The sequence below is a fragment of the Aureimonas ureilytica genome (assembly GCF_001475935.1).
In the GTDB taxonomy this organism is placed as follows: Bacteria; Pseudomonadota; Alphaproteobacteria; order Rhizobiales; family Rhizobiaceae; genus Aureimonas; species Aureimonas ureilytica_A.
Map to the genome: position 1 here is coordinate 103,358 of NZ_LDQA01000021.1, position 24,774 is coordinate 128,131.

Annotated in this window: 20 protein-coding genes; 6 read left to right on the top strand and 14 right to left on the bottom strand. The window is 66.5% G+C overall.

Annotated features, from left to right (window positions below; genetic code table 11):
- Positions 1 to 88: 88 nt before the first annotated feature.
- The 3 genes from NS365_RS09265 (at position 89) to NS365_RS09275 (ending at position 6,833) form a co-directional block, all read left to right on the top strand.
- On the top strand, positions 89 to 1,357 hold the full coding sequence (locus NS365_RS09265) for an efflux RND transporter periplasmic adaptor subunit (RefSeq protein WP_058599998.1): 1,269 nt from the start codon (positions 89 to 91) through the stop codon (positions 1,355 to 1,357).
- A complete protein-coding gene (locus tag NS365_RS09270; RefSeq protein WP_058599999.1) occupies positions 1,354 to 4,470 on the top strand; it encodes an efflux RND transporter permease subunit in 3,117 nt (1,038 codons plus the stop codon). Before NS365_RS09265 ends, NS365_RS09270 begins: the two co-directional genes overlap by 4 nt.
- Positions 4,471 to 4,553: 83 nt before the next feature.
- Positions 4,554 to 6,833 (top strand): NADP-dependent malic enzyme, encoded by a 2,280-nt coding sequence (locus NS365_RS09275; RefSeq protein ID WP_058600000.1) that lies wholly within the window; start codon positions 4,554 to 4,556, stop codon positions 6,831 to 6,833.
- Between the two features lie 194 nt (positions 6,834 to 7,027).
- On the opposite strand, the gene yjfF is transcribed toward NS365_RS09275, so the two are convergent.
- Genes yjfF through NS365_RS09290 form a run of 3 tightly spaced genes read right to left on the bottom strand, consistent with a single transcriptional unit; the run spans position 7,028 to position 10,520 of the window.
- The gene (gene yjfF / locus NS365_RS09280; RefSeq protein WP_058600001.1) at positions 7,028 to 7,990 is read right to left on the bottom strand and encodes a galactofuranose ABC transporter, permease protein YjfF; all 963 of its coding nucleotides are present in this window, start codon (positions 7,988 to 7,990) and stop codon (positions 7,028 to 7,030) included.
- Positions 7,987 to 9,018, bottom strand: coding sequence for an ABC transporter permease (locus NS365_RS09285; RefSeq protein ID WP_058600002.1), 1,032 nt, complete (start codon positions 9,016 to 9,018; stop codon positions 7,987 to 7,989). Before NS365_RS09285 ends, yjfF begins: the two co-directional genes overlap by 4 nt.
- The gene (locus NS365_RS09290; protein ID WP_058600080.1) at positions 9,015 to 10,520 is read right to left on the bottom strand and encodes a sugar ABC transporter ATP-binding protein; all 1,506 of its coding nucleotides are present in this window, start codon (positions 10,518 to 10,520) and stop codon (positions 9,015 to 9,017) included. Before NS365_RS09290 ends, NS365_RS09285 begins: the two co-directional genes overlap by 4 nt.
- Between NS365_RS09290 and NS365_RS24075 the strand changes: the two genes are divergently transcribed.
- Positions 10,519 to 10,776 carry a hypothetical protein gene (locus NS365_RS24075; RefSeq protein WP_153003710.1) on the top strand — a complete coding sequence of 86 codons (258 nt, stop codon included), beginning with the start codon at positions 10,519 to 10,521 and terminating at the stop codon, positions 10,774 to 10,776. The genes NS365_RS09290 and NS365_RS24075 overlap by 2 nt on opposite strands.
- Here the strand turns inward: NS365_RS24075 and ytfQ are convergent.
- Positions 10,770 to 11,735 (bottom strand): galactofuranose ABC transporter, galactofuranose-binding protein YtfQ, encoded by a 966-nt coding sequence (gene ytfQ / locus NS365_RS09295; RefSeq protein ID WP_058600081.1) that lies wholly within the window; start codon positions 11,733 to 11,735, stop codon positions 10,770 to 10,772. The two genes, NS365_RS24075 and ytfQ, sit on opposite strands and share 7 nt — an antisense overlap.
- A gap of 260 nt (positions 11,736 to 11,995) precedes the next feature.
- Between ytfQ and NS365_RS09300 the strand changes: the two genes are divergently transcribed.
- The gene (locus NS365_RS09300) at positions 11,996 to 13,639 is read left to right on the top strand and encodes an alpha-amylase family protein (protein ID WP_058600003.1); all 1,644 of its coding nucleotides are present in this window, start codon (positions 11,996 to 11,998) and stop codon (positions 13,637 to 13,639) included.
- Between the two features lie 61 nt (positions 13,640 to 13,700).
- On the opposite strand, the gene uvsE is transcribed toward NS365_RS09300, so the two are convergent.
- From uvsE to NS365_RS09345, 10 genes are all read right to left on the bottom strand, one after another.
- On the bottom strand, positions 13,701 to 14,750 hold the full coding sequence (gene uvsE / locus NS365_RS09305; protein WP_058600004.1) for a UV DNA damage repair endonuclease UvsE: 1,050 nt from the start codon (positions 14,748 to 14,750) through the stop codon (positions 13,701 to 13,703).
- Positions 14,750 to 15,820, bottom strand: a complete 1,071-nt coding sequence (locus NS365_RS09310) for a DHH family phosphoesterase (RefSeq protein WP_058600005.1) — start codon at positions 15,818 to 15,820, stop codon at positions 14,750 to 14,752. The genes uvsE and NS365_RS09310 overlap by 1 nt, the downstream gene beginning before the upstream one ends.
- 28 nt (positions 15,821 to 15,848) lie before the next feature.
- Positions 15,849 to 16,007 carry a hypothetical protein gene (locus tag NS365_RS24490; protein ID WP_156419904.1) on the bottom strand — a complete coding sequence of 53 codons (159 nt, stop codon included), beginning with the start codon at positions 16,005 to 16,007 and terminating at the stop codon, positions 15,849 to 15,851.
- Positions 16,008 to 16,183: 176 nt separating this feature from the next.
- Positions 16,184 to 17,152 carry an ROK family protein gene (locus NS365_RS09315; RefSeq protein ID WP_058600006.1) on the bottom strand — a complete coding sequence of 323 codons (969 nt, stop codon included), beginning with the start codon at positions 17,150 to 17,152 and terminating at the stop codon, positions 16,184 to 16,186.
- Between the two features lie 153 nt (positions 17,153 to 17,305).
- Positions 17,306 to 17,632: a BLUF domain-containing protein gene (locus NS365_RS09320; RefSeq protein ID WP_058600007.1), complete on the bottom strand. Its 327-nt coding sequence runs from the start codon at positions 17,630 to 17,632 to the stop codon at positions 17,306 to 17,308.
- A 196-nt stretch (positions 17,633 to 17,828) separates the two neighbouring features.
- Positions 17,829 to 19,301, bottom strand: coding sequence for a mannitol dehydrogenase family protein (locus tag NS365_RS09325; protein WP_058600008.1), 1,473 nt, complete (start codon positions 19,299 to 19,301; stop codon positions 17,829 to 17,831).
- A gap of 111 nt (positions 19,302 to 19,412) precedes the next feature.
- Entirely contained in the window at positions 19,413 to 19,859 is a 447-nt protein-coding gene (locus tag NS365_RS09330) for a MarR family winged helix-turn-helix transcriptional regulator (protein WP_058600009.1), read from the bottom strand.
- 170 nt (positions 19,860 to 20,029) lie between these two features.
- Positions 20,030 to 21,094 (bottom strand): sensor histidine kinase, encoded by a 1,065-nt coding sequence (locus NS365_RS09335; RefSeq protein WP_058600010.1) that lies wholly within the window; start codon positions 21,092 to 21,094, stop codon positions 20,030 to 20,032.
- Between the two features lie 5 nt (positions 21,095 to 21,099).
- Positions 21,100 to 21,525, bottom strand: a complete 426-nt coding sequence (locus NS365_RS09340) for a response regulator (RefSeq protein ID WP_058600011.1) — start codon at positions 21,523 to 21,525, stop codon at positions 21,100 to 21,102.
- Positions 21,526 to 21,551: 26 nt separating this feature from the next.
- Positions 21,552 to 23,021: a sensor histidine kinase gene (locus NS365_RS09345; protein WP_058600012.1), complete on the bottom strand. Its 1,470-nt coding sequence runs from the start codon at positions 23,019 to 23,021 to the stop codon at positions 21,552 to 21,554.
- 167 nt (positions 23,022 to 23,188) lie between these two features.
- Between NS365_RS09345 and NS365_RS09350 the strand changes: the two genes are divergently transcribed.
- Positions 23,189 to 24,772 carry an aldehyde dehydrogenase (NADP(+)) gene (locus NS365_RS09350; protein ID WP_058600013.1) on the top strand — a complete coding sequence of 528 codons (1,584 nt, stop codon included), beginning with the start codon at positions 23,189 to 23,191 and terminating at the stop codon, positions 24,770 to 24,772.
- Positions 24,773 to 24,774: the final 2 nt, after the last annotated feature.

Sequence of the window (24,774 nt, forward strand, 5' to 3'; positions counted from 1 at the left end):
GAAAACCCACGTCTGCCCTCGTATGAAAATCAAAACGATCTCACGCTAGCGTGAGGCGGCGTGGGGCGATCGCGAGGGGTTTGGTCGGATGGTGCGCTGGTTGGTTCTGATCCTGCTGGTGGCGGGAGCCGTGTCCTATGTGGAGCGGGACAGGCTGGCCCCGTATGCGCCGCCGGCCATCGCGTCCCTCCTGAAGGGTTCGGGCGGCGAAGCGGCCAAGACCGAGGGCGGTGGCGGCTCCAAGCGCGGTCGCGGCAATGGCGGTGGGCCGGTGGCCGTGCAACTGGCCGAGGCGACGGGTGGCTCGCTCCCCGTCCTGCGCGACACGATCGGCACGATCATTCCGGTCGCTTCCACGGTGATGACGAGCCAGACCACCGCCACGGTCGCCTCGATTGCAGTGGCCGATGGGGTCGATGTCAAGCGCGGCGATCTTCTCGTGTCGCTGGACGACAGTCTGGCGCTCGCGCAGATCGGCAAGGACAAGGCCGCCATCGAGCGCGATCAGGTGACGCTCGATCAGGCCAATCGCAATCTCCAGCGCACCACGGCTCTGGTGAAGTCCGGCGCCTACACCACGCAGCAGGGCGAGGACGCGCAGAGCGCCGTCAACGCGGCCGCCGCCGTTCTCAATGTCGATCGCGCCGCGCTCGCCGCCGACACCGTCGCGCTGGACAAGCTCAAGATCACCGCGCCTTTCGACGGTCGCCTGGGCGCCTTCGCCGTTTCGACCGGCGCGCTGGTGACGCCGGGAACGCCGATCATCACGCTGACCCAAAGCTCGCCCGTCTATGCTGCCTTCACCCTGCCGCAGGAGAATCTGGACCTTCTGCAAAAGAGCATGGCGGCCGGCACGCTGTCGGTCTCCTCACGCCCGGCCGGCGATGGCGGCACGGCGATGGAGGGCAAGGTCGCCTTTATCGACAACGCGGTGAACACCATTTCGGGCACGATCGCGCTGCGCGCCGTCATCGACAATCCGAACGGCACTCTGATCGCTGGCCAATCCATCTCGGCGACCGTCAAGGCCGGTGAAAAGGACGGGCTGACCATCGTGCCGACCGTCGCCGTGCAGCCGCGCACGGATGGCAGCGTCGTCTATGTCGCCAAGGACGACGATACGGTGACCATCCGCAAGGTGGATGTGGCGCTGCGCGTCGGCGACAAGACTGGCCTTTCCTCCGGCCTTCAGCCCGGCGAGCGGGTGGTGACGGAAGGGCAGGGGAACCTGTCCGAGGGCTCCAAGATCAAGCTCGCGGGCGAAGCGGCGTCGCAGGACGGAAAGTCCAAGACCCGCGGTACGCCCGTCGCGGACGCGGGCACCGGCACGGCCGCAGCGGCGGAGAGCGTGCGGTGAACATCTCCACACTCTTCATCCGTCGCCCGGTCGCGACGCTTCTTCTCTCGCTCGCCGTGCTTCTGGCGGGCATGGCGGCCTTCCGGCTTCTGCCCGTCGCCGCTCTGCCGCAGGCCGATTATCCGACGATCAGCGTGTCGGCCCAGCTCGCCGGCGCCTCGCCCGATACGATGGCGAGCGCCGTGGCGACCCCGCTCATCAAGCAGTTCCAGACCATCGACGGCGTCGATACGATCACCGCGCGCTCCTCGCTGGGGAACACGCAGATCACCGTTCAGTTCGTGCTGTCGCGCGACATCGACGCGGCGGCCGCCGACATTCAGGCCGCCATCGCACGCAGCGCGCGGCAATTGCCCGACAACATGGCCGCGCCGCCGAGCTACCGGAAGGCCAATCCCGCCGACGCGCCGATCCTGCTCCTCGACCTCGTGTCGGATGGAACGCCGCTGACGCAAGTGGACGATCTTGCCGAAAACGTCATCTCGCCCGCGCTGTCCACCATTCAGGGCGTCGCCCAGGCGCAGGTCTATGGCGGCAAGACCTATGCCGTGCGCGTTCAGGTGCATCCCGACAAGCTCGCCTCCCGCTCGCTCTCCATGTCGCAGGTGGCCAATGCGCTCGCGGCTTCCAACAGCCAGACCCCGGTCGGCACCGTGCAGACGGCGGGCCAGGCGCTGACCGTGGATACGCCGACCCAACGCACGAACGCCGAAGAGTTCAAGACACTGGTGATCGCGCGCGCCGGCGGCGTGCCGATCCGCCTTGCCGATGTGGGCGACGTGAAGGACAGTGTGTCCAACGTCAATCAGGGCAGCTGGCTCGACGGCAAGCCCTCGATCGTACTCGCCGTGCAACGCCAGCCGGGCGCCAACACGGTCGAGGTCGTGGACGCCATCAAGGCCAAGCTTCCCGAACTCGAAGCCTCGCTGCCGGCCTCCGTCCATATCGCCGTCGTCAACGACGCCTCCACGGCCATTAGCGCGGCGATCGAGGACGTTCAGGAAACGCTGGCCCTCACCATCGGCCTCGTCATCCTCGTCATCTATCTGTTCCTCGGCCGCGTTTCGGCCACCATGGTGCCGGCGCTCGCCGTGCCGCTCTCGCTGGTCGCGACCTTCGGCGCCATGTATGTGCTCGGCTTCTCCATCGACAATCTGTCGCTTCTGGCGCTGACGCTCTCGGTCGGCCTCGTGGTGGACGATGCCATCGTCATGCTCGAAAACATCGTGCGCCATGTCGAGGACGGCATGGCCCCGATGGAAGCGGCACTCAAGGGCAGCGGCGAGGTGGCGGGCACGATCATCTCCATGTCGCTCTCGCTGGTCGCGGTGTTTCTGCCGATCCTCTTGATGGGCGGCGTGGTCGGGCGCGTCCTCAACGAGTTCGGCATGGTGGTCACGCTGTCGATCCTGGCCTCGGCCGTCGTCTCGCTGACGCTGACGCCCATGCTTTCGGCGCGCCTGCCCTCGACCCATGCCCCGACGCGCGGCGTGGCGGCTGCCTTCTCGCGCGGCTTCGACAAGACCACCGTTCTGTACGGGCGGATGGTCGATTGGTGCCTGAAGCGCAACGGCTTCATCATGGCCGTGTTCGTCTTGAGCTTCGCGGCGTCGGTCTACATGTTCGCGACCCTGCCGCGCTCCTTCTTCCCGCAAGAAGACAACGGGCTTCTGACGATCTCGACGCAGGCCCGGCAGGACATTTCCTTCGAGGCCATGAGCGCGCTGCAGGCCAAGGCCGCCGCCGCCGTGAAGGCCGACCCCGCCGTATCCGCCGTCACTTCGACGCTCGGCGGCGGGCCGGGCGGCTCGACCTTCAACTCCGGCTCCATGTTCGTCCAGCTGAAGCCCAAGGACCAGCGCCCGCCGCTGGAGCAGACGCTCTCGTCGCTGCGCCGGAGCTTGGGCGCCATTGCCGGCCTCAAGAGCTTCGCGACGCCCGTGCAGAGCCTGCGCTTCGGCGGGCGCTCGACGCAGAGCCAGTATCAGCTCGTGGTTCAGTCGCTCGACGCCAATGCCGCGCGCGAATGGTCCGCCAAGCTTCTCGACGCCATGCGCGCCGATCCCACGCATTTCGTGGATGTCGCGACCGACCTTCAGGACAACGGCCTGCAGGAGCGTGTGAAGGTGGATCAGGACCGGGCCGACGCGCTCGGCATCTCCTCCAGCAATCTGCGCACGGCGCTGGAAGCGGGCTTCGGCACGCTGACGGCGACGCAGATCCAGGCCACCGGCAATAGCTACGATGTCATCCTGGAATATGATCCGAGCCTCTCCTGGACGGATGCGCGCCTCGACTCCATTCGCGTGCCCGCCTCGGACGGAACGCTGGTGCCGCTCTCGGCCTTCGCCAAGCTGAGCCGCGAGGCGGGGCCGGTAACGGTGAATCAGACGGGCCAGCTCACCGCCGTCACGCTGTCCTTCAACCTGCCGGCCGGCATGTCGCTCGGCACGTCCACGGCGGCCGTGGACGCGATCAAGGCCCAGATCGGCCTGCCGACCAATGTCACGACCTCCTATGCCGGCACGGCGCAGGTGTTCCAGCAGGCGACCGGCAATCTCGGCCTCCTGATCGGCGCGGCCGTGCTCGTCATCTATATCGTGCTCGGCGTTCTCTATGAGAGCTTCATCCACCCGCTCACCATTCTCTCCGGCCTGCCCTCGGCCGCCTTCGGCGCGCTGGCCGCCCTGCAATGGTACGGGCTCGATCTCTCGATCATCGCCGTGATCGGCCTTCTCATGCTGATCGGCATCGTGAAGAAGAACGCGATCATGATGATCGACGTCGCCCTCGAAATGCAGCGCGAGGAGGGGCACACGCCCGTCGTCGCCATTCGCGAGGCCTGCGTGCGCCGCTTCCGGCCGATCATGATGACGACCTTCTGCGCCCTGCTCGGCGCCTTGCCGATCGCGATGGGCACCGGCGCCTCGTCCGAGCTGCGCCAGCCCCTCGGCATCGCCGTGGTCGGCGGCCTCATGGTCAGTCAGGTGCTGACCCTCTTCATCACGCCGGTGATCTTCGTGGAGATCGAGCGGGTCAGGCGCTTCGTGGGGCGTCTTTTTGTGCGACGCACTGTCGCAATGCACCACGAAGGCACCGCCACGCACGGTTGACGGAGCGACGCTTCCGCGCGCAAGACAGAGCCTGTGCGGATTTCCGCACAGGCTCCGAGTTTGACGCGGCGAAGGAAGCAGACATGGCCGAGACCCCCCGACGCAGCGGTATCCGCACCACGGACGCGGAGGCGCTGGCCTTCCATGCGGACGGTCGTCCGGGCAAGCTGGAGATCACGCCGACCAAGCCGATGGCGACCCAGCGCGACCTCTCGCTCGCCTATTCGCCCGGCGTCGCCGTGCCGGTCAAAGCCATCGCGGAAGACCCGGCCAAGGCCTTCGACTATACGACGCGCGGCAACATGGTCGCCGTCATCTCCAACGGCACAGCCATTCTCGGCCTCGGCAATCTCGGCGCGTTGGCCTCCAAGCCGGTGATGGAGGGCAAGTCCGTCCTCTTCAAGCGCTTCGCCGATGTCGACTCGATCGATCTCGAACTCGACACCGAGGACCCCGACAAGTTCATCGACGCCGTGCGCTATCTCGGCCCGTCCTTCGGCGGCATCAATCTGGAGGACATCAAGGCTCCGGAGTGCTTTATCATCGAGCAGCGCCTGCGCGAGCTGATGGACATTCCCGTCTTCCACGACGACCAGCACGGCACCGCCATCATCGCCGCCGCCGGCATCATCAACGCGCTGCACCTGACGGGGCGCGAGATGAAGGACATCAAGCTCGTCTGCAACGGCGCGGGCGCGGCGGGCATCGCCTGCGTCGAGCTGGTCAAGGCCATGGGTGTCGCCCATGACAATGTCATTCTCTGCGACACCAAGGGCGTCATCTTCCAGGGCCGCACCGAGGGCATGAACCAGTGGAAGTCGGCCCATGCCGCCGCCACGGAGGCCCGCACGCTGGAAGATGCGATGCGCGGGGCCGACGTCTTCTTCGGCGTCTCGGCCAAGGGCGCGCTGACGCCCGAAATGGTTCAGTCCATGGCCCCGAACCCGATCATCTTCGCCATGGCGAACCCGGACCCGGAGATCACGCCCGAAGAGGCCCATGCCATTCGCGACGACGCCATCGTCGCCACCGGCCGCTCGGACTATCCGAACCAGGTCAACAACGTTCTGGGCTTCCCCTATATCTTCCGCGGCGCGCTCGACGTACGCGCCACGCAGATCAACGACGCCATGAAGATCGCCGCCGCACAGGCGCTCGCCTCGCTCGCCCGCGAGGACGTGCCCGATGCCGTCGCCTCCGCCTACAAGGGCGCGGGGCGGCCGAAGTTCGGCCGCGATTACATCATCCCCGCGCCCTTCGACCCGCGCCTGATCACCGTGGTGCCCGAAGCGGTGGCAAAGGCCGCGATGGAAACCGGCGTCGCGCGCCGCGATATTTCCGATTGGGAAGCCTACCGCAACCAGCTCGCCTCGCGCCGCGACCCGACCGCCGGCACCTTCCAGAACATCTTCGCCTCGCTGCGCCAGCGCCCGCGCAAGGTCGTCTTCGCCGAAGGCGAGGAGGAGCAGGTGATCCGCGCCGCCGCGTCCTACGTCAACCAGGGGCTCGGCCAAGCCGTCCTCGTCGGCCGCGAGGACCGCATCGAGGAAACCGCGCGCTTTGCCGGCGTCGAGCTGAAGAGCGGGCTGGAGATCCAGAACGCCAAGCTCTCCAACCGCACCAACGCCTATTCGGAGCATCTCTACGCCAGGCTTCAGCGCGAGGGCTATCTCCAGCGCGACTGCCACCGCCTCATCAACACCGACCGCAACCATTTCGCCGCCGCCATGGTGGCGCTGGGCGATGCCGACGCGATGGTCTCCGGTCTCACGCGCAACTATTCGGTCGTGCTCGACGACGTGCGCCACGTCATCGACCCCAAGCCCGGCCGCGCCGTGATCGGCATTTCCATCGTCATCGCCAAGGGCCGCACCACCTTCGTCGCCGACACCGCCGTTCACGACATGCCCGGCGCGGCGCAACTCGCCCGTATCGCCACGGAAGCCGCGCGCTTTGCCCGCAAGCTCGGCCACACGCCCCGCGTCGCGTTCCTCGCGCACTCCACCTTCGGCCACCCCGCTTCGGAACGTTCCGAGCGCGTGCGCGAGGCGGTCGGCCTTCTCAGCCAAAACAGCGTGGATTTCGAGTTCGACGGTGAGATGGGCGCCGATGTCGCTCTCAATCCGGAGCTGATGGCCCTCTACCCGTTCTGCCGCCTGACCGGCCCGGCCAACGTCCTCGTCATGCCGGCCTTCCACTCGGCCTCGATCTCCACCCGCATGGTGCAGGAACTCGGCGGCACCACCGTCATCGGCCCCATTCTCGTCGGCCTCGAAAAGCCCGTCCAGATTGTGACCCTTGGCGCCAAGGACACCGACATCGTCAACATGGCCGCTTTCGCCGCCTTCTCGGCGGAGGGGTGAAGGAAGAGCAGGGGCGCTGCCCCTGCACCCCGCCAGGGGAAATGATTTCCCCTGGCCCCCTCTCCAGTTGAAGAATGTCCAAAAGCAAAGGAGGCCGCTGGCCCCCTTTGCTTTTGGAAAGATCATCAAATGAAAAGAAGGGTTCGGGAATTCCTTCCCGAGCGGGGATCGGGGCGGCAGCCCCGCCCATCCCCTCACGCCGTCGCCGCGAGGCTCGTGCGTTGGGTGAGGAGGCGTTGGAGGGCGATGAAGGCGAAGAGAAGGATGCCGATGGCGATCTTGGTCCACCAGGAGGAGAGGGTTCCGTCGAAGACGATATAGGTCTGGATCAGGCCCGAGATGAGGACGCCGACGAGCGTGCCGGCGACGAAGCCGACGCCGCCGGTGAGCAGCGTTCCACCGATGACCACGGCGGCGATGGCGTCGAGTTCGACGCCGACGGTGGCGAGCGAATAGCCCGAGGAGGTGTAGAGGGCAAAGACGACGCCCGCGACGCCGGCGAGCAGGCTGGAGAGCGCGTAGATGCCGATGGTGACGCGCGCGACGGGCACGCCCATGAGTTCGGCCGAGTTGCGGTCCCCGCCCAGCGCGTAGACATAGGTGCCGAAGCGCGTCTTGTGGGCGATGAGAATGCCGAGCGCGAAGACGGCGAGCATGACCATGGCGACGAAGGAAAGACGCCCGCCCGTGGGGATGACCCAGTAGATGCGCTTGAGGGCGTCGAAGGCGGGATGGTCGATCGGAATGGATTCGGTGGTCAGGAGATAGCAGCCGCCGCGCGCCAGAAACATGCCGGCCAGCGTCACGATGAAGGGCGGGGTCTGGAGATAATGGATCATCGCGCCCATGGCCGCGCCGAAGAGCGCGGCGATAACGATGATCGCGGGGATCATGAGGTAGGGATGCCAGCCCGCCTGGATGGTGACGGCGAGGAAGACGCCGGTGAAGGCGATCACCGAGCCGACCGAGAGATCGATGCCGCCCGACAGGATGACGAAGGTCATGCCGACCGCGACGATGCCGAGAAAGGCGTTGTCGGTCAGGAGATTGGCGGCGACGCGGGTGGACAGGATCGCCGGGAACTGCAGCGAGGACAGCGCGAAGGCGGCGACGAAGACAGCGACGGTGACGAGTAGGGGCAGGAAACGCGCGTTCATCGTCCGGGAACCTCGCGAATGGACGAAACGGAGGGCACAGGTTTAGGGGGCGGCGGGCGGCGGCGAACGAAGCCCGAGAGGTGCGCCATGGCGGGCGACTGGATCACCAGGATCAGCACGATCAGCGCGGCCTTGAGGATCAGGTTCATTTCCGGCGGGAAGCCCGACAGAAGAATGCCGGTGTTCATCGCCTGGATGATCAATGCGCCGACCAGCGACAGAAGGATGGAGAAGCGCCCACCCATGAGCGAGGTGCCGCCGATCACCACGGCGAGGATGGCGTCGAGTTCGAGCCAGAGGCCGGCATTGTTGGCGTCCGCTCCGCGAATGTCGGCGGCCGCGACGATGCCGGCGACAGAGGCGCAGAGGCCCGAGGTCATATAGGCGGCGAGGATCACGGCGCGCGCGTCGATGCCGGCCAGAGCCGAGGCGCGCCGGTTGATGCCGGTCGCCTCGATGAGAAGGCCGAGCGCGGTGCGGCGCACGATCAGAATGGCGACGAGCGCGACGACGAGCGCGATGACCACAGGCATGGGCAACCCAAGAAAGGAGCCGCCGCCGATGAAGAAGAGCACGGGATCGTTGAAGGTGACGATGGTGCCGGAGGTGATGAGCTGGGCCACGCCGCGCCCGGCGACCATCAGGATCAGGGTGGCGATGATCGGCTGAATGTCGAGAACGGCGACGAGGAAGCCGTTCCACAAGCCGCAGACGAGGCCGACGCCGAGCGAGGCGAGCAGCACGATCGCGAGCGGATAGCCTTGCACGGTGAGCGTCGCGGCCACCGCGCCGGAAATCGCCATGACCGCGCCGACCGAGAGATCGACGCCCTTGGTGGCGATGACCAGCGTCATGCCGACGGCCAGCAGCATGACCGGCGCGCCGCGATTGAGCACGTCGATCAGGGGGCCGTAGGCGCGCCCGTTCTGGAAGGCGAGGTCGAAGAAGCTGGGAAAGGCCAGCCAGTTGGCGAAGAGAACGAGAGCGAGCGCGCCGATCTGGGGCGCGGCACGGACAAGACGGTTCACGAACGAGCCTCCTCTGGCGTGGCGGCAATGGTGCGCATGATGGCGGCGGGCGAGATGTCCGAGCCTTCGAGATCGCCGAGATGGCGGCGGTCGCGCAGCACGCGGATACGGCGCGAATAGGCGGTCAGCTCTTCCAGCTCGGAGGAGATGACGAGCATGGCCATGCCCTTGGCGCAGAGGTCTTCGATGAGACGCACGATTTCCGCGTGGGCGCCGACATCGATGCCGCGTGTGGGCTCGTCGAGGATCAGGAAGCTCGGCTCGGTCGCCAGCCAGCGGGCGAGGATCGCTTTCTGCTGGTTGCCGCCCGAGAGAAGCCGGATAGGCTTTTCGATATCGGTGGTGCGGATGTCCAACGCCTTGACGAAATGCTCGGCGATGCGCGCCTGCTCTCGGATCGACAGGGGCTTGGCCCAGCCGCGCCGGGCCTGGAGCGCCAGAATGATGTTTTCGCGCACCGAGAGATCGCCGACGATGCCCTCGACCTTTCGCTCTTCCGGGCAGTAGCCGAAGCCCAGGCGAATGGCGGCGCGCGGCGAGAGAATGCGCGCCACGCGCCCATCCACCCGCGCTTCGCCCGTGTCGGCCTTGTCCGCGCCGAAGACGAGGCGCGCGGTCTCGGTGCGGCCCGAGCCCAAGAGACCGGCAACGCCGACCGCCTCGCCGGGGCGAATGTCGAGATCGAAGGGCTCCACCATGCGCTTGCGCCCATAGTTGCGAAAGGAAACGCGTGGCTCGCCCGTGCTGGCAGGGGCGGGAGCGTGGTGCGATACGGCTTCGTCCAGATCGCGGCCGAGCATCATCGAGACGATGTCCATGCGCGAGGTGTCGGCGATGGCCTTCTCGCCGACGAGCCTGCCATTGCGCAGGACGGTGGCGCGGTCGCAGACGGCGAAGACCTGATCGAGGAAATGAGTAACGAAGAGAATGGCAAGGCCCTTGTCGCGCAAGGCTCGCATGGCGACGAAAAGCGACTCCACCTCCGCTGCGTCGAGGCTGGCGGTCGGCTCGTCGAGGATCAGCACCTTGCCCGACAGGTCCACCGCGCGGATGATGGCGACGAGCTGCTGCACGGCGACCGACAGGCTGCTCAGCGTGGCGCTCGGGTTGACGAAGAGGCCATAGGCTTGAAGCAGTTCGGCCGAGCGTCGGCGCATCGCGCGCCCGTCCGTCAGCCCGAGAAAGGTCGGCTCGCGACCGAGAAACAGGTTTTCGGCGACCGAGAGGTTCGGCAGGAGATTGACTTCCTGATAAACCGTGCCGATGCCCAGCCGCTGTGCTTCGCCGCTATCGGCCGGCTCGATCTCGGCCCCGTCCAGAGTAATGCGCCCGCCGTCGCGGCGATAGACGCCGGTCAGCGTCTTGATGAGCGTCGATTTGCCGGCACCGTTTTCGCCGAGAAGCGCGTGGATTTCGCCCGCGCGCAGGTGAAGGTCCACACCATCGAGCGCGGTCATGCCGGCAAAGCTCTTGGTGAGACCCTGAATCAGAAGTCTGGTCATGAAGGTGGTCCGCCGGTTCGTCGGGATCGTGTTCGGCAGCATCGGGCCGATGGGCCGGACGCAGAAGCGTTTTGCCGGTTCGTTGCCCGCGCCCGTACGCATCGACCGCGTCATCAGCCGCAGGATCGGCGAAGCCCGCGAGCGCTCGCCTGGCGAGCACGGTATGCCGAACGGGCCTCAAGGCCCGGAAAGGGCGCGGCGCCGAACAGGGCGCCGCGCGTCGAACAGGAAGCTAGAGAGGGTGCCGGCTCAGTAGCCGAGGCCCTTCTTGGACTCCATCACGGCCTTCGGATTGTCGGCCTGGGTGTAGAGCTTGGATTCGGTCTGGATCCACTTCGGCGGCTCCTTGCCGTCCTTCTTGTAGGCTTCCAGCGCGTCGAAGGCGGGGCCGGCCATGTTGGGCGTCAGTTCCACCGTGGCATTGGCCTCGCCATTGGCCATGGCCTGGAAGATATCCGGCACGGCGTCGATCGAGACGACCATGATGTCCTTGCCGGGCTTCAGGCCGGCTTCCTTGATGGCCTGGATCGCGCCGACGGCCATGTCGTCATTGTGGGCGTAGACCGCGCAGATGTCCTTGCCGCCGTTCTCGGCCTTGATGAAGCTTTCCATGACTTCCTTACCCTTGGTGCGGGTGAAGTCACCGGTCTGCGAGCGGGCGAGCGTGATGTTGCTCTTGCCGGCGATGGCCTCCTCGAAGCCCTTCTTGCGGGAGATGGCGGGGGAGGAGCCGGTCGTGCCCTGGAGTTCCACGACCTTGCAGGGCTTGGCGCCGACTTCCTTCACGAGGTAGTCGCCGGCCACCTTGCCTTCATGCACCTGATCGGAGGTAACGGCGGTGAGGTAGAGGGAGGGGTCCTTGGTGTCGATGTTGCGATCGAGCAGGACGACCGGAATCTTGGCATCCTTGGCCTCTTCCAGCACCTCATCCCAGCCCGTCGCGACAACCGGGGCGAGAAGGATCGCGTCCACGCCCTGCGCCACGAAGGAGCGGATGGCCTTGATCTGGTTTTCCTGCTTCTGCTGCGCGTCGGCGAATTTCAGGTCGATGCCGCGCTTCTGGGCTTCCTGCTTGGTCACGGCGGTCTCGGCCGCGCGCCAGCCCGACTCCGAGCCGACCTGCGAGAAGCCGACCACCATGTCCTTGGCGAGCACCGGGCTCGCCAGCACGGTTGCCATGGCAAAAGCGGCGGCAAGGCTACGTCTGATCGTCATGTCGAATTCCTCCCATAGGGCGGCCGTGCCGCCAAAACCGAACCGGGCTCCCATCCGGCCGAATGCAACGGACCCCCGCGGCCCGCGCCTTCGTCCCGCAACCTGACGGCTGCGAATAACTCATACAAAAGCATCATCAAGCTTTCGTCAATCCGATTCTTGAAACCGCGCGTTGTGCGCTGCAGCAGGGCCGGTACGGCGGGTCGAGATAGGCCGATGGGATGCGCGCCCTAGCTCCATCGCCAGCGACGGGAGGCGGAATGCTCAATCTTTGGTACAAGAACGCGGTGATCTACTGCGTCGATGTCGAGACGTTTCAGGATTCGGACGGCGATGGGATCGGCGACTTCAAGGGGCTGACCGGCCGGCTCGATCATATCGAAGCGCTCGGCGCGACCTGCATCTGGCTTCTGCCCTTCTATCCCAGCCCCAATCGCGACAATGGCTACGACGTCGCGGATTATTACAATGTCGATCCGCGCTACGGCACGCTGGGCGACTTCGTCGAGTTCACCCACGCGGCCCACGAGCGGGGCCTGCGCGTTTTGGTCGACCTCGTGGTCAATCATTCCTCGATCGACCATCCGTGGTTTCAGGCCAGCCGGGCGGGCGATCCGAAATATCGCGACTGGTATGTCTGGCGGAAGGACAAACCCGAGGATGCCGAGAAGGGCGTGATCTTTCCCGGTGTCCAGAAGACTACCTGGACGCGCGACACTAAACGGAAGGAATATTACTTCCACCGCTTCTACGAACATCAGGCCGATCTCAACATCGCCAGCCCGGAGGTGCGCGAGGAGATCGAGCGCATCATGGGCTTCTGGCTGGCGCTCGGCGTCTCGGGCTTCCGGATGGACGCCGTGCCCTTCATGCTGGAGGACCTGTCATCGGCTCACTCGGGCTGGGAGCCGCATCGCTACCTGTCGCAGCTTCAGACCTTCCTGTCCTGGCGGCGGGCGGAGGCGATCCTTCTGGCCGAAGCCAATATCCCGATGGACGAAGCCGGCGATTATTTCGGAACGGGGGACCGGCTGCATGTGATCTTCAACTTCCCGCTGAACCAGCAGATGTTTCTCGCCTTCGCGCGCGGGGAAGCGGGGCCGGTCTCGGACTTCCTCAAGGCGCTGCCAGAGATTCCCGCCATCGCGCAATGGGCGACCTTCCTGCGCAATCACGACGAGATCGATCTCGGCCGGCTGGAGACGCAGGAGAAGGAAGAGGTCTTCGCCGCCTTCGGGCCGGACGAGGACATGCAGCTTTACGACCGGGGCCTGCGCCGCCGGCTCGCCCCGATGCTCGGCGGCGACGAGCGCCGGCTCGCCATGGCCTTCTCTGTCATGCTGGCCCTGCCGGGGACGCCCGTCATCTGGTATGGCGACGAGATCGGCATGGGCGAGGATTTGAGCCTGCCCGAGCGCCATTCCGTGCGCACGCCCATGCAATGGAGCGCGGCCGAGAACGGCGCCTTCTCGTCGGCCAGGGCGAAGGATTGCGTGCGGCCGGTCGTGGCAAAAGGGCCCTTCGCCTTCCCTCATGTGAATGTCGCCCGGCAGAAGCTCGACCCGCTCTCGCTTCTGTCGCAGGTGCGCCGCCTGATCCGCGCCCGGCGCGAAGCGCGCGAGATCGGCTGGGCTCGGCCAGAGGTGCTGAAGGCCGGCGACGGTTCGGTGCTCGCGCTCGTGTCGCGCTGGCGCGGCGGCGGGGTTCTGACGCTGCACAATCTTGCCGACCGGCCGGCGCTGGCGCATCTTCCTGAAGGCCTGCCCTTTGCGGCGATGAGCCCGCTCCTGCGCCAGGGCGTGCATATCGACGCCAAGGAGCGGACGCTGCGTCTCGATGCCTATGGTTTCGAGTGGTTCCGCTTCGAGGATGGTTCGGGGACCCGGGACGAGGACGAGGGGTGATGGCCTGGAACCGGGGACAGAACCCTGCGGCGGAGGACCTGCCGGGTTCTGTCCTCGGTTCTCAGGCCCCGCCGGCCACTTCCACCTCTTCCAGCACCTCGTCTTCCTGCGCCTCCAGTTCGGGCGCTTCGGAAGGCTCCAGGCCGAAGCGGGCGGCGACGTCGGGCGCGTAGCGAAGGAGGTCCGGGCGCAGGCGCAGAAGGGCCAAGTCCTTGGCCTTGGCCTCCAGCATGATGTCGAAGTCGAGCCCGTCCAGCGTGCGCATCAGCGTCGCGAATTCGAACGGATTGACGAAATCGGCGTGTCCCGTGAACACAGGCGCAACATGGACAGTGGTCTTCTTCTTCGTCTTCTTGTCGACGCGCACCTGCTCGCGAAGCTCGGTGCGCGGGCAGGAGAAATGCATCTTCGGCTGCTGTCCCTCGGGCCAGGATGCCAGAATGCGCTCCACCGTCTGGCGCAGATCGGCGCGCTCGGGGTTGAGGCACCAGAAATGCTGGTAGTCGAAGATCAGCCGCACGCCCGTGTGCTCGTGAATCCAGAGAACGTCCCCGGCCGAGAAGCGCAGGTCGTCATGCTCCAGCACCAGCCGCCGCTGCACGGGCTCGGGCAGCGTCTTCCAGGTTTCGACCCAGCGCTGGCGCGAGGCGGGAATGTCGCCATAGGTGCCGCCGACATGAATCACGAGAACGGCCTCGGGCGGCAGGCCCATCAGATCCAGCATCTCGGCCTGGGACACGAGATCGGCGATGCTCTTCTTCACCAGCGCCGGATCGGGGCTGTTGAGGACGATATATTGCGAAGGGTGGAAGGACAGGCGAATGCCGAGGTCCATCGCCTTCCTGCCGATTGCCTCCAACTCGCTGCGGCTTTCCGAAACCATGGCGTGGAACTGCGGCATATCCGGATGCGTCGCATAGGGCGCGAGATCCGACGACATGCGGTACATGCGGATATCGTGCTTCACCAGATGGTCGAGGATCGCGTCGATATAGGTGAGCGAGACCTTCAGATGCGGATTGCTGGCGGCGCGGCGGGCGTCGTTGCTCTTCAGATCGTCGCGCGCCATCACCTTGACGGGAAAGCCGAGCTTGGAAATTCGCGTCTGCATCAGGCGGCCTTCTCAGGGGAAATCTGTGCCTCAAGCCCGAAGCCGAGCGAGGCGATGAACTGGTTCCAGTCGGGAATGGTGAGCGCTCCGCCGGACGCCAAGCGGTGGCCATTGCCATATTGCTCGGTCGCGCCGGGCGGCCGGTGCTCGGCCAGAAAGGCGAGCAGATCGCGATCCGCCGCCGTGCGCGCGGCGAAGTGGACATAGCCGTCGCGATAGCCGGCATTCGCCGCAATCACGATTCGATCCTTGATCCGCCCGCGCCAGGCTTGCGCGACCAGCGGGTGGATTTGCGTCGGCGAAGAAAACAGGACCAGCGCGACCTCGCCTACCACTTTCGGCCCGATCTTGCGCGCTTCGTTTAACTCGCGCTTCACCTCGTCCTTGGCCGCCAGAAGCTGCGCCGTCTCCTCATGCTCGCCCGAGAGAACCGCTTTCGGTCCCTCGGCTTTCAGGAGAAGGTCGAGCGCCGGGCTTGCATCGCCCGAGGCCGTGCGGCGCGGCGCGTTGACCAGCGAGGCGGCCTTGCGCAGCGCGGTGATGCCGAGCCTGCGCGCCTCGTCCATTTCGGGAAAGCCGTCATTTTCCGCCAAATCGCCGATCAGTCCGATCGCCGCCAGCCAGAGAAGCCCGTCCGCCAGACCCGCTGCCCGCGCGCAGCGATAAGCCAGAAGCGAGGAGGTCGGGATCGGGCTGTCGTGGATGCCGCTGACGATCAGCGCGCCCTCCGGCAGCCCGGTCGGCACGTGATGGTCGATCAGGATCGTGGGCAGGTCGGGCCGGGGCAGGGCGGGCGCGACGCCGAGATCGGCGATGATCATCCCCTCGACCTCGCTCCCAGCTATCTCCTGCGCGAACTCGCGGGAGTAGGCGTTCTCACCCTTGCCGATGATCCGAACCTCCGGCTCGCGCCCGCTGCGCCGCAGGGTGTGAAGCAGGATCGCCCCCGCGCTGAGCCCGTCCGCGTCGTTGTGGCAGACGACGAGCGGCTTGCGCCCGAGGGCGCTCAGCCCAGCGGAGAAGGCTTCCGGCGACTGAAGGCCGGTCGGGAAGGCGGCGGGCAGGGGCAAGGGAGGGTCCGGGGCAGGAAAAGGGCGGTCAGCGCGGCTCGGGCGCTTCGTCCTGTGGGGGAATCTTGGCGAGCGCCTCGTTCAACTCGTCCTGCTGCGACTGCTGCGCGGCCTGATCGGCGTCCCGGTCCTGAACGTCCGGCTGGTCCTGCTGGTTGTCGAAACGGTCCTTGGGAATATGGCTCATGGCGCTGTCCTTTCTGTTGAAAGGGCAACGCGGCAAGGCTCCATCGGTTCGATCGTCGCGCCTGTGTCGGGACGGCGCAGGCGCGCACCAGAGCCTCGCGCGGCGGATAACGGGCGCTCAGGTACGTCTCCCCGCGGACGCGTTCGCCAACAACAAAGGCGTTGGGAGGATCGGCGTCAGTTCGCGCCCGCGCCGAGCCCGAGGAGAGCCGCGCCGACGAGCCCGGCCTCCGGGCCGAGTTCGGCGGGCTTCACGATCGGCGCGTCGCTGCGGCGCAGAATGCTCGCGCGAAGGCGTGCGTCGAGCGCGGCGAGGAGATCGACAGCGTTGGACAGGCCGCCGCCGACCGGCACGACGCCGGCCCCCGTCGTGTTCAGAACGAGCGCCAGCGGCCCGGCCAGCGTGTCGAGCCACGTGTCGACGGTGAGGCTCGCCTCTGCCTCGCCCGCGCGCCAGGCGTCCACGATGGCGCGGCTGTCGCGCGCGGCGTGTTCGGGGTGAAGGGCGAGATCGATGCGCTCCAGCCCGCGCGCGCTGCCGCTGGCATCGACACAGCCGGTCTGGCCGCAGCCGCAGGCAAAAGCAGGCACGATGCGCCCCGCGACCATCCGGTCCTTCAGGACAGGCCCGTGGCCCCATTCGCCCGATACGCCGCCCGCGCCCTCCAGAATATGGCCGTTCCAGATGAGCCCGCCGCCGACGCCGGTGCCGAGGATGACGCCGAACACGGTGCGATGGCCCCGCCCGGCCCCGCGCAGCGCCTCGGCCAGCGCGAAACAGTCGGCATCATTGGCCGCTTCCACGGGGCGGCCGAGCGCCTGCGTCAACTCTCGCTTCAGCGAGCGGCCCGTGATGCAGGAAATATTGGCCGCGAGCGATGCGCCCGTGTCCGGGTCGATCGTGCCGGCCACCGACAGGGCCAGGGTCAGCGCGCGGTCGGGGTCGGCGGCGTCGGCGAGGCTGCGCAGGGTTTCCACGAAATCGGGCCAGGAACCCGAGGGATTGGGCAGCGACGCGCGCGCCAGCGGCAGCCCGCTCGCATCCGCGCCGGCGAGCTTGATGAAGCTGCCGCCGATATCGGCGGCCAGAACATGGGCGCCCCCGGTCCGGGCAAGGTCGCGAAGCGGCAGAAGCGGGTCGGTCATCTCGGCTCAGGTCCAGAGGGGCGGGCGATCCATCGAGACGGCCGAACGAAGGGAAAGGCGAGGTTAGCCCATCTTCGGTTCACCCTCGGCCGCGCGCGAACAGGTCGAAGCGCTCTTACGGCCTGCGGTGCGGCTTGACCAGCATGGGGCGCGTCAGGTGAGCTGACTCAGAAAGATCACGTCCGCGATCGGCCGGCGCACCATGCCCCAATGGCCGAAGCTGACCCGCTCGATCGGCTTGCGCTCGATCTGGATGACATCGCAATGGCGCGGGTCCCGGGCGATGGTCTCGAACAGACGCTCGACGTTCTCGACCGGCCCTTCCAGCACCTGCATGATGCGACGGTTCTCGAAGGCGATGCAGCCGGTGATCCCGAGCGACAGATTGCGCTCCCGGAACCTTCCGAGGTCATGCACGAGATCGGCCAGCGACTGACCTTCGGCAAGAGTGCTGATGTAGCTGAGATGCAGAAGGGCCATCGTGGACTGTAGCTGTTCCGGCCTGAGCCTCGAATGCCGGGGCAACAGTGTGTCTCTGGGCTGAGATCGATCCGCCTCTTCGTTGAGGCGAACCGATCCTTCGTTGCACTATTATGGAGAGCGCTCGCTCCTCGACCAGTCCATAACATGGCGGTCGATTAGCTGGCTACGGATCGTGCTACGCGAGCGTCCGATATCAGCGCCGAGCGCCGGACAGATAGTCCTCCATCGCCTGCCGCGTGCCCTTCTCCCAGATCGCACGCAAGTGTCGCGAGAAAATCTCGGCATAGGCTTCGCTATCGGCCACATCGCCGAAGATGCCGCGCTGTTGGAGGAACCGGCGCGGCTCGTCCTTGGCGGCGCGGGCGGCCTCGCGCAGCGCGTCCCAGTTCGGGTCGTTGGGCTCGATCTGCGTTCCATCCTCCAACTCGCCATAGCAATAGCGGCACCAGAGCGCCTGAAGCATCGCGAGGCCCGACACTTCGCGCCCCTCGGCCAGGAACTCGCGCAGGGCGGGAATGACGAATTTCGGCTGACGGTTCGAGCCGTCGAGGCAGAGACGCCGGATCGTGTCGGCGATGGCGGGATTGGCGAAGCGCTCGGTGACCTTGGCGAGATAGCTTTCGCGGCTGACGCCCTCGATTTCCGGCGAGGCGGGCAGGAGGTAGGTCCGCTCGACATCGTCGAAGAAGCGCAGGACGAGATCGTCGCGCATGGCCTCGTGCGCATAGGTGAGGCCGAGCAGCGCCGATGGGTAGGCGATCGTCGCGTGGCCGGCATTCAGGATGCGCAGCTTCATCAGCTCATAGGGCGTGACGTCCTCCACGAAGGTGACGCCGACATGCTCCAGAGCCGGGCGACCGGCCGAGAAACGATCCTCGATCACCCATTGAATGAAGGGCTCGCAGAAAACGGGACGCTTGTCCTCGACGCCTTTTTCTCGGGCGAGCGTGTCGATCTGCGTCTGGTTGGTGGCTGGCGTGATGCGGTCCACCATCGAGTTCGGGAAGGCGATCTCGCGCCGCACGAAATCGGCGAGCTCTCCGTCCACGCGCTCGGCGAGACCCGTCACGATGCCGCGCGTCAGATCGCCATTGTGGGGGAGATTGTCGCAGGAGAGGACCGTGAAAGGCGGCGCGCCGGCTTCGCGCCGGATGCGGATGGCCGACAGGATCAAACCGAACACGGTGCGCGCGGCGGAGAGATCACCCGTATCGGCCACGAGATCGGGGTGCTGGAGGTCGGGCCTGTCGCCCGCGATGTAATAGCCACCTTCCGTCACCGTCAGCGTGACGATGCGGATTTCGGGCGCTGTCAGCGTGGTGAGGATCGCCTCGCGGTCACCCGGCTCCACCAGTTGGACGATCGAGCCGACCGCACGCGGGCGGAACAACCCGTCATCGACCTCGGTAACGGTGAAAAGCCCGTCCTGTGCGCGCATATCGGCAAAAGCCGGCTTGTCTTCCGTGCGGACGCTGAGGCCGACCACGGCGAAATCCTGGTCCCGCCCCGTCGCGAAGAGATCGTCGAGATAGACGCATTGATGGGCGCGATGGAAATTGCCGACGCCGAAATGGGCGATGCCGGGCGAGAGTTTCGCGCGGTCATAGCCGGGCACGGCGATACGCTGGCCGATCTCCGGCAGGTTCTGGTTGGTCAGGCTGGTCATGTGTCTGGGCCTCCTCCCCAGGGGCGAAGCACCGCGAAAGGCGCTCTCACCCTTGTCGGAGGCGGGGTCTAGCGCATCTGCGGCGCGCACGCACGGGTTTTGATCGTGGGATCAGGGCAGGTTCGACGCCTGAAGCGCGTCGCGCACGCGCAGGATCGAGCGACGCAGACGCTCCAGCTCGGCATCCGTCTCGCCGGTGGCGGCGCGAATTTCCGGGGGAACGCTGCGCGCTTCCTCCGCCAGGGCGCGGCCCCTCGGGGTGAGGGCGATGTCCACCACGCGTTCGTCGCGCGTCGAGCGGGTGCGCGTCACGAAGCCGCTCGCCTCCAGACGCTTGAGAAGCGGCGTCAGGGTGGAGGAATCGAGAAGCAACCGCTCCCCCAGGCTACCCACCGTCTGCGGCTCGTCTTGCCAGAGCACCATCATGACGAGATATTGCGGATATGTGATGCCGAGCGCGTCCAGCCGTGGCTTATAAAGCCGGTTGAAGGCATGGGCGGTGGAGTAGACGGCGAAGCAAAGCTGTTCGTCGAGCTGAAGATAGGTGTCCACGGTCATGAGGCCGCTCCCGTCGCAATCGGTCGGCCGCCTTGACGCGGGCCAGCTGCAGGCATCGCATTCGTCATCCTTGGGATGTTTCGCACGATTCCTGGATTCATGTCTAACATATGTCGCTGCGGTGAAAAGAAGCTGAGTTTGGGGGACATGTTTTGGCGCGGATCGCGCGCTTATGGCGAGGCGCAGGCCGGAAGGCTGGCCCCGCGCCCGCACCCTTCGGCCGCCCGAATGCGCACGCGATAGCCCGAAGCGTCGTTCTCGTGCTGGATGTCGGCGCCCAGGCTGCTGGCCATGGCGCGCACGAGCTTGGTGCCCGTGCCCGTACCCTTGGGCGGCGCGCCGGGGGTGAAGCCCTGTCCCTCGTCCTCGACGCGCAGGACGAAGCCGGGCCCGTCCGCGCGCAGATCGACCCGAATTTCACCCGCAACGCCCGGCGGATAAGCATATTTGAAACTGTTGCTCACCAGCTCCGCCACGAGCACGCCCATGGACACCGCCTTATCGGTCGCGAGGCGGATCGGCTCGGCCGACAGGCGCAGGCGATGCGGCGCGAGCGGCGTCGACCATGTGGCCTCCACCTCGGCGAGAAGCGTCGCCAGATAGTCGGACATTTCCACGAGGTCGAGATCGTCGGAATTGTAGAGGCGGCGATGAACCTGCGCGATGGCCGTGATGCGCTGCTGCGTGTCGCGTAGCGCCGAGCGCGCTTCCTCGCTGGTGGCCGCCGAGGCCTGAAGCCGCACGAAAGCCGAGACGATCTGCAACGAGTTGGCGACGCGGTGGTTCGCCTCTTTCAGAAGTGCTTCCACCCGCTCGTAGGAGGCGCGCAACTTGGCCTCGGCTTCGGCCTTTTCCGCTTCGAGCCGGCGACGGTCGAGAACCTGCGCGAAGGTGGATTGGAGAAGGTCGAAGAAGTCGTCGCCGATCGTCTTGACGATGTAGTCGGCCGCCCCCGCCTTGAGGGCGGCGACCGCCACGCGCCCTTCCTCGGAGCCGGTGACATAGACGACGGGAGGCGGATGGGGCAGTCGGGCCATGGCGGCCAGCGTTTCCAGCCCGTCCATGCCCGGCATGTAATGATCCACGGCGACGAGATCGAACGCGCCCTCGCGGAGCCGTTCTAGGCCTTCCGTCCCGCCCGAGGCCGTTTCGATCGTATGGCCACGCCGTTCCATGGCGCGCCGGACCAGACGGCACAGGCCCTCGTCGTCGTCGATATAAAGAACCCGTGCCATGCTGGTCAGATGCTTTCGCTGGTCGCTTCCGGGATCTGGATCACGGACAGGAAAAGGCCGAGCTGCCGGATGGCCTGGGCGAAGCTTTCGTAATTCACGGGCTTGGTGATGTAGACATTGGCGCCCAGATCGTAGCAGCGCTGAATCTCGACCTTATCGTCCGTCGTGGTCAGCACCACCACCGGCGTGCGGCGCAGCGGGCCGGCGGCATTCTCCTTCATGCGCACCAGAATGTCGGTGCCGCTCATGTCGGGCAGGTTGAGGTCCAGAAGCACGAGCGCGGGATGGCCTCCCGAAGGCCCGTCGGCATCTCCCAGCAGGAAGTTCAGGGCGCTGGTTCCATCGGTGAAATGGCGAATCGGATTGTGGACGCCCGCCCGGCGGATGTTCTTTTCGATGAGGCGCGCATGGCCTTCATCGTCCTCGACCATGACGATCGTAACGCTACGCGGCGAGTTCAAGACGCTCTAGCTCCTTCGTCCGAAAGGTCGGCCCGCATGGAAAGGCAAAATGTCGCACCGGCGTCAAGAGTTGATTCGCAAGATATTATGCCTCCCAAACGATAAACCATCGCGCGCACATGAGCCAGCCCGATGCCTTCACCCGGCTGATCCTGCGCGCCGGAGCGGCGAAACAGGTCGAACACCCGGTCATGGTCCTTCGGGTCGATCCCGCGCCCATTGTCGGCCACCTCGAACAGGGCGCGCTCGCCTTCGCGCCGGCCGCGAATCTCGATCACCGGCGGGCGCCCGGGCTTGCGATATTTGATGGCGTTCTCGATGAGATTGGAGAAAATCTGCTCCAGACCCACCCGGTCGCTCACGAGGCTGGGCAGGGGGGACACGCGCACTTCGCCGCCCACATCCTGCAACTTGTGCTGGGAACTGCCCACGATTCCGGCGACCAGGGCGTTCATGTCGATCGGCTCGGGCGCGAGGTTGCGCCGCCCTTCGCGCGACAGGCGCAGGATGGCGTTGATAAGGCGGTCCATCTTCTCGGTGGACGCACGGATGAAGCGGATCGACTCCGGCAGGTCCTCGCGCACGGCGAGCTTGGCGTCCTCCGATACGGGGAAGCCTTCGGTCTCCGCCCGCTCCACGAGCTCGCTCAGGGGGCGGATCGTGGCCTCCATCTCGCTCGTGAAGCCCATCACGTTTACGAGAGGTGAGCGCAAATCGTGGCTGACGATATAGGCGAAGCGCTGGATTTCGTCGTTGGCACGCTGAAGATCGACCGTGCGCGCCTGCACGGCTCCTTCCAGATCGTCGTTCAGCCGGGCCAACTCGCCGCTGGTGCGATGGAGCGCGCGAAGGGTGCTGCGCGTCACCCAGATCGTGCCCGCTGCCACCAGCATGAGAAGAACGGCCGCGAGAGCGATGACGCCATAGGCGATGCGCTGGCTGGCCTGCTGACGCTCGATGCGCTCTTCCAAGAGCTGACGTTCTTCCTCGGTCAGGATGCCGGCGAGTTCGCGAACCTGCTGGATCAACTGGGTCGAGCGGTCCCAGGAGAAGTCGAAACCGCTGGGCGAGGTTTCCTCGCGGCGCTGCGCCATGGATCTGCGGATCAGAATGAGATGCTCGCGACTCGCGGCCGCGAGGCGATCCAACAGATGGCTTTGGTCGGCATTGTCCCTCACCATGGCGCGCAGATCTTCCAACGCGGGGCCCATGTTGCCGGCGATACCCTCGACCGCGCGTGCGAAGCGGGCGTCAGGATCGAGCAGGAAGCCGCGCCGCGCCGTTTCGGCCTGTTCCGACAGGGTGCGAAACTGCGACAGCCCCAGCTCGACCCGCAGCGAATGCGAGACGAGCGCCGTGTTGTCGGCCACGCGCGCAATCAGCCATGTCGTCGCGCCCCCGGCGATCACGAGAAGGGCGAAGCCTGTCGCCACGGCGCCAACGGTGACGCGCGACAGGCGCCTCACAAGCTTTCTCCCGGACGAGCGGAAGGGCGAGTTCGAGAGACGCGGAACGAATTCTCAGACATTTAGACCCTGTAAACGAAAACAGCGGTTCCAACCGAGATGGAAGGTCTATAGGAAAGCGCCAGTCTTTCGGAAGCGCCTGCTTCCAGCCATGGCGGAGAAATACCATGACCATCCAGGGCGAACTCATCATCGGCCACACGCTGGCCAAGGGAACGGCCGGCGAGATCTTCGGCGTCGAAGCGGCCAGCGGCCAGCGCATCGAGCCAGCCTTCGGCGGCGCCACCAAGGACGATCTGGAAAAGGCCTGCCGCCTCGCCGACGAGGCCTTCGACACCTATCGCGAAACCAGCCTCGAGGATCGCGCCCGCTTCCTTGAAGCCATCGCGGACGAGATCCTGGCGCTGGGCGACGAACTGGTCGAGCGCTGCTGCCAGGAAAGCGGCCTGCCGCGCCCCCGCGTCGAAGGCGAGCGCGGCCGCACGATGGGCCAGCTTCGCATGTTCGCGGGTGTGTTGCGCGATGGCGGCTTCCTCGACGCGCGCGTCGATCCGGCTATGCCCGAGCGCCAGCCCCTGCCGCGCCCGGACCTGCGCCTGCGCAACGTGCCGCTTGGGCCCGTCGCCGTGTTCGGCGCGTCCAACTTCCCGCTCGCCTTCTCGGTCGCCGGCGGTGACACGGCCTCGGCGCTCGCCGCCGGCTGCCCCGTCGTGGTGAAGGCGCATTCGGCCCATCCCGGCACGTCGGAACTCGTCGGCCGCGCCGTTCTGGCTGCGGCCCAGCGCTGCAACATGCCCGAGGGCGTGTTCTCGCTTCTGTTCGACGCCAGCCGCCAGATCGGCCAGGGCCTCGTCGCCGACCACCGCATCAAGGCCGTTGGTTTCACCGGCTCGCGCAGTGGCGGCACGGCGCTGATGCAGATCGCGGCCGCCCGCCCCGAGCCGATCCCGGTCTATGCCGAGATGAGCTCGATCAACCCGGTGATCCTCTTCCCCGGCGCGCTGGCCGCGCGGGCCGAGGCGATCGCCAAGGGCTTCGTCGCGTCGCTGACGCTCGGCGCCGGCCAATTCTGCACCAATCCGGGCCTCATCCTCGCCGTGGAAGGCGAGGGGCTGAAGACGTTCGAGGCCGCCGCCGCCAAGGCGCTGGCCGAGACCTCGGCCGCCGTCATGCTGACGCCCGGCATCTGCAAGTCCTATGCGGGCGGCGTCGCCAAGCTCGCCGGCCATGCCAAGGTCGAGACGCTCGGCCGGGGCCAGGAAGGCGGCGAGTTGCGCGGCCAGTCGGCGCTCTTCGCGGTCTCGGCTGAAGATTTCCTCTCCGACGCGCATCTGCAGGAAGAGGTGTTCGGCTCCTCCTCGCTCGTCGTGCGCTGCCGCGACGAGGCGGAACTCGCCAAGGTGATCCAGGGTCTGGAAGGCCAGCTCACCGCCGCGATCCACATCGCCGACTCCGACCACGCGGCGGCGCGCAAGCTCCTGCCGCTTCTGGAAAAGCGCGCGGGCCGCATCCTCGTCAACGGCTTCGGCACGGGCGTCGAGGTCTCTCACGCCATGGTCCATGGCGGGCCTTATCCGTCCACGGCCGATGGCCGCTCGACCTCGGTCGGCTCCAAGGCGATCGAGCGCTTCCTGCGCCCCGTTTCCTATCAGGACCTGCCGGACGCGCTCCTGCCCGACGCGCTCAAGGACGCGAACCCGCTGAAGCTCTGGCGTCGCCAGGACGGCAAGCTCGTCGCGCCGAACAGCTGATA